The sequence below is a fragment of the Neisseria sicca VK64 genome (assembly GCF_000260655.1).
Taxonomy (GTDB): domain Bacteria; phylum Pseudomonadota; class Gammaproteobacteria; order Burkholderiales; family Neisseriaceae; genus Neisseria; species Neisseria sicca_B.
Genome location: NZ_AJMT01000012.1, coordinates 1 through 3,655, shown reverse-complemented (window position 1 = coordinate 3,655; position 3,655 = coordinate 1). Strand labels below are relative to the sequence as shown.

Annotated in this window: 6 protein-coding genes; all 6 read left to right on the top strand. The window is 47.5% G+C overall.

Annotation, left to right across the window (positions count from 1 at the left end):
- Positions 1-108: 108 nt before the first annotated feature.
- The 6 genes from HMPREF1051_RS01175 to HMPREF1051_RS01150 all read left to right on the top strand — a co-directional run bounded on the left by HMPREF1051_RS01175 (position 109) and on the right by HMPREF1051_RS01150 (position 3,508).
- Positions 109-807, top strand: a complete 699-nt coding sequence (locus HMPREF1051_RS01175) for a thiol:disulfide interchange protein DsbA/DsbL (RefSeq protein WP_003763147.1) — start codon at positions 109-111, stop codon at positions 805-807.
- 195 nt (positions 808-1,002) lie between these two features.
- Entirely contained in the window at positions 1,003-2,157 is a 1,155-nt protein-coding gene (obgE, locus tag HMPREF1051_RS01170; RefSeq protein WP_003763149.1) for a GTPase ObgE, read from the top strand.
- Between the two features lie 78 nt (positions 2,158-2,235).
- Positions 2,236-2,424, top strand: coding sequence for a hypothetical protein (locus HMPREF1051_RS01165; protein WP_003763141.1), 189 nt, complete (start codon positions 2,236-2,238; stop codon positions 2,422-2,424).
- Positions 2,405-2,695 (top strand): HigA family addiction module antitoxin, encoded by a 291-nt coding sequence (locus HMPREF1051_RS13980; protein ID WP_003763151.1) that lies wholly within the window; start codon positions 2,405-2,407, stop codon positions 2,693-2,695. Before HMPREF1051_RS01165 ends, HMPREF1051_RS13980 begins: the two co-directional genes overlap by 20 nt.
- Complete coding sequence (locus HMPREF1051_RS01155) at positions 2,658-3,092, top strand: Panacea domain-containing protein (RefSeq protein ID WP_003763138.1); 435 nt, start codon at positions 2,658-2,660, stop codon at positions 3,090-3,092. The genes HMPREF1051_RS13980 and HMPREF1051_RS01155 overlap by 38 nt, the downstream gene beginning before the upstream one ends.
- A complete protein-coding gene (locus tag HMPREF1051_RS01150; protein ID WP_036491033.1) occupies positions 3,092-3,508 on the top strand; it encodes a hypothetical protein in 417 nt (138 codons plus the stop codon). The genes HMPREF1051_RS01155 and HMPREF1051_RS01150 overlap by 1 nt, the downstream gene beginning before the upstream one ends.
- The last annotated feature ends 147 nt before the right edge of the window (positions 3,509-3,655 follow it).

The window sequence follows — 3,655 nt, the reverse complement described above, 5'->3', positions numbered from 1 at the left end:
TGAAACCATCCTTTCTTTATATGAAACCGTCTTTTTCGCATCAAACCATATATCAAACTGTAAAAATACAATAAAATCCCATATTAGACTGAAAATCACGGAGTAAACATGAAACTGAAAACCCTTACCCTTGCTACTGCTCTGCTGGCCCTGACCGCCTGCGACAACAAAGTCCAAACCAGCGTCCCCGCCGACAGTGCGCCTGCGGCTTCAGCAGCCTCCGCTGCGCCTGTCGCTTTAGTTGAGGGGCTTAACTACACCACACTCAGCACCCCCATTCCTCAGCAGCAGGCAGGTAAAGTCGAAGTCCTCGAATTTTTCGGCTACTTCTGTCCGCACTGCGCCCACCTCGAACCCGTTTTGAGCAAACACGTCAAAACCTTTAAAGACGACACCTACCTTCGTACTGAACACGTTGTTTGGGGTGATGAGATGAAACCGTTGGCGCGCCTTGCTGCCGCCGTCGATATGGCGGTCGCAGACACCAAAGACATTGCAAACAGCCATATCTTTGATGCTATGGTTAATCAGAAAGTCAAACTGCAAGACCCTGAAACCCTCAAAAAATGGTTGGCCGAGCAAACCGCTTTTGACGGCAAAAAAGTCCTCGCCGCCTACGAATCCCCTGAAAGCCAAACCCGCGCAGACAAAATGGCAGAGCTGACCAATACCTACAAAATCGACGGCACGCCTACCGTCATTGTCGGCGGCAAATACAAAGTCGAATTTGCCGACTGGGAATCAGGTATGAAAACCATAGACCTGCTTGCAGACAGAGTACGCGAAGAACAAAAAACTGCCAAATAATCCCAAAAAAGCAAACAGCCGTCCGAAACCGCGATTTCAGGACGGCTGTTTTCACAAAAAATCCGGCAAAAAACCAAGCGGGACAGAGAAACGGGCGCACATCCCCCATATCCCTTATAATATCCCCCATTCCCATTTTTTCAGACGACCTCCGACACAAAAGGTCGTCTGAAACCCAAAATACAAGAGAACACCATGAAATTCATCGACGAAGCAAAAATCGAAGTCGCCGCAGGCAAAGGCGGTAATGGCGCAACCAGTTTCCGCCGCGAAAAATTCGTACCGCGCGGCGGCCCCGACGGCGGTGACGGCGGCAAAGGCGGCAGTGTCTGGGCAGAAGCCGACGAAAACACCAACACCCTCGTCGAATACCGCTTCGTCAAACGCTACCAAGCCAAAAACGGCGAAAAAGGCCACGGTTCCGACCGCTACGGCGCAGGGGCGGACGACATCGTCCTCAAAATGCCCGTCGGCACCCTCATCCGCGACCTCGACACCGACGAAATCGTCGCCGACCTCACCCACCACGGCCAGCGCGTCTGCCTCGCCAAAGGCGGCAAAGGCGGCTTGGGCAACATCCACTTCAAATCGTCCGTCAACCGCGCCCCTAAACAATCCACGCCCGGAGAAGAAGGCGAAACCCGTTCCCTGCAACTCGAACTCAAAGTCCTCGCCGATGTCGGCTTATTGGGCATGCCCAACGCCGGTAAATCCACCCTGATTACCGCCGTATCCGCCGCGCGCCCCAAAATCGCCAACTACCCCTTCACCACCCTGCATCCGAACTTAGGCGTCGTGCGCATCGACGAAAACCACAGCTTCGTCATGGCAGACATCCCCGGCCTGATTGAAGGCGCGGCAGAAGGTGCAGGTCTCGGTCATCGTTTCCTCAAACACTTATCGCGCACCGGCCTGCTGCTGCACGTCGTCGATTTGGCGCCCTTCGACGAAACCGTCAACCCCGCCGAAGAAGCCCTTGCCATCATCAACGAATTGCGCAAATACGACGAAGAACTCTACGGCAAACCGCGCTGGCTGGTGCTGAACAAACTCGACATGCTCGACGAAGAAGAAGCGCAAGTACGCACCACCGCCTTCCTCGAAGCCATCGGCTGGGATTACCCCAAACCAGATGACCGCTTCCAATTCGACATGGAAACCCCGCGCCTCTTCCAAATCAGCGCACTAACCCACCAAGGCACGCAGGAATTGGTACACCAAATCAACCAATACCTGACCGAGAAAAAACGTATCGAAGCTGAGAAAGCCGAAGCGGAGCAGGCAGCGGCAAATGTCGAAATTATCGAACAGCAGCCTAAAACAGATACTGGCGTGTTTAAGCCAGAGTAAGGAAATAAAAAGTTTTCAGACGACCTGTTTAATGTAATATAGGGTCGTCCGAATACAGGAAAAAAAGCAAGGAAGACCATGATTTCTGATAAACAACGTGTCGAATTGGCGAAAAAGCAAGCTATGCTTAAGATTTTGTATCAGGCATGGCTAGCAGAAAAACGGAAATACGCCGTAATCACGGTAGTCGATAATGAAGGCAATCTGATCGAATATCATCCTTCCGGTAATCAAAGAACAGTAGGCCATGTCAAACAACCGGCCTAAAGCGATTTTTTACTGTGGTGCTAACGGTTCAGGCAAATCTACCCTGCGCCGCATCAACGAAATCGTACAGAGCAAACGCAGCATTACCGCCGACACCGCCCTGCGGCCCGCCACCTATTTCGGCACCGACAGTCAAAGCTGGCTCAACCTGCAAAGCCACTACGATGCCGAGCAAACCCGTGCTGTGATTAAATCGTCTGAACTTGAGTTTTACATTTCAAAAGGATTAAAAAATGGCAACTGCAAAAGATGTCGCACAATATCTTCTTAAATTAGATGAACAACATGGTGGAGAAGGTATTTCAAACCTTAAATTACAAAAACTGGCTTACTACTCGCAGGGTTTTTTTGGAGCAATTTATGATAAGCCTTTATTTAATGAAAGAGTGGAAGCATGGACGTATGGCCCCGTTATTCCTGATCTTTATCATGAATATAAATGTCATGGCAGCAACTTAATTCCATCATCAGGTATTCCAAATGAGACTTCTTTATCAAAAGAAGAGGCTGAATTGGTAAGTGAAGTATATGATGTTTTTGGTCAATTCTCAGCATGGAAATTAAGAAATATGACCCATGAAGAAAGTCCGTGGAAAGATAATGAAGACAGAGCAGGAGAGATTTCTTTTGATGAAATGAAGCGGTACTTCAAAACGAGGATTGAATAATGGGAAATAAAAAAATTAAAATACCCTCTGCTCAACAAGGAAATAGAGTTAAATATCAAGAGACTATAAATTATGATAAAAATCCACCCATATTTTCATTAGAAAAATTGCAAACTGGAAATTATTGTTTTAGCAAATTAAACCAAGAGCATAAGGCCATGTTTGCAGAGGCTATTTTTCGTAGAAAAAATCTCACATGGGAAAATATAAAAAAGGCTGATAGACATGGGTTAGGTACTGAAAAAATAGCTAAAAATTCTATTAAAGCACCCATGCCAAGGTTTATTACTGATGAGGTTGCTGACTTTTTAGTTTTCAGATACAACGGCACATGTCCAATGGTAGGTTATCGGCATAAAGATATTTTCTTCGTTTTATGGTTTGACCATAACTTCACACTATATAACCACTCTTAAGAAATTAATCCTTTTACGACCTCATAAAACCCATGCTAACCATCTACAACACCCTCACCCGCCAAAAAGAACCCTTCGCCCCCATCGATCCTAAAAACGTGCGTATGTACGTTTGCGGCATGACTGTTTACGACTATTGCCACTTAG